This is a genomic window from Pseudomonas aegrilactucae, from assembly GCF_019168305.1.
In the GTDB taxonomy this organism is placed as follows: domain Bacteria; phylum Pseudomonadota; class Gammaproteobacteria; order Pseudomonadales; family Pseudomonadaceae; genus Aquipseudomonas; species Aquipseudomonas aegrilactucae.
Genome location: NZ_JAHTBI010000130.1, coordinates 1 through 1,096 on the forward strand (window position 1 = coordinate 1; position 1,096 = coordinate 1,096).

The window sequence follows — 1,096 nt, forward strand, 5'->3', positions numbered from 1 at the left end:
CCCCCTAGTATCATTTTGCCTTCATGGATCACCCGGGACGCTACGTCCCTGCCTAGGAAGGCTTTGTACGATGTCTGCTTCTCCCGCCGGATCCGCGCCCAGCGAGCGCGAGATCCAGATTGCGATTGCCCCTCTCGAAACCCTGCTCAGTGAAGACCTCGGCGCCGCAGCCGCCTCGGTCGACCAATGGCTGCGCGAGGCCACCTACGACCTGGTGAGCCTGCAGTTGCTGCGCCAGGCCGCTGAAAGCGTGCCCGTGGTCGCCAATGCCCTGGCCGGCGTAGATGTGCTGATCGACATCCTCACGCTGGTCGAAAGCCCATCCCCCGACCCGCTGCAATGGGTCAGCCTGGGCATCAACCTGATGGGCGTGACGCCTATTCCCCCTGGCCTGTCCAGGGCGCGCATGGTGCTGCGGCCCGTCCTGCAACTGACCCGCCAGACCCTGCGCCGCCGCCCGGACGCGCACATCGGCGCGGTGATCCTGGAGATCATCGACGGCCACCTGCATGCCAACATCCGGGGCACCCTGGAACACTACGTAGGCGAGGCGCTGGCCCAGTTGCCGGCCATGCTCAGTGCCGCCGCCGACACGGCGCGCCTGCTGTTCACCACGCTGGCCAGGACCCTCGAAGCGGCCGCCCGGGGCCAACTCGACGCCGAGGCCAGCCACCAGTTGTCCCGCGCGCAGATGGCCGAGGTGGCGCTGTACGACTCGCTGCTGAACACGGACGCCTGGCGCCTGGCCCTGTCGGCCCTGGCCAATGCCTCCGAGGGCAACCTCAAGGACGCCTACAACAGCGTCGCCAGCCGCTTCGGCGAACCGCTGGAAAGCCTGCTGCGCCCGCTGGTGCAAACCCTCGACGGGTTGGCGACGTCTGTTCCTCAGCGCCTCGAGGCCCTCGGTGCCTCCGGCATGGAAAACAGCATCGCCTGGCTGCTGACCCGTCTGCTCGAAACCGTGCTGGCGAATCCGCGCCGCCCGGGTATGTCGGCCAACATCCGTCCGGGCGTCACTAATCAGGCACGGCATATTCACAGCGAAGGCCCGACCGAGGTGGTCAGCCGCCAGGCCAAGGCCAAAAAGGCACCCAAT

The 1,096-nt window shown here is 67.2% G+C and carries 1 pseudogene; it reads left to right on the plus strand.

Annotated features, from left to right (window positions below):
- Window positions 1-70 precede the first annotated feature (70 nt).
- Window positions 71-1,096 (plus strand): annotated as a pseudogene (locus KUO17_RS25605) (RHS repeat-associated core domain-containing protein); the annotation flags it as partial.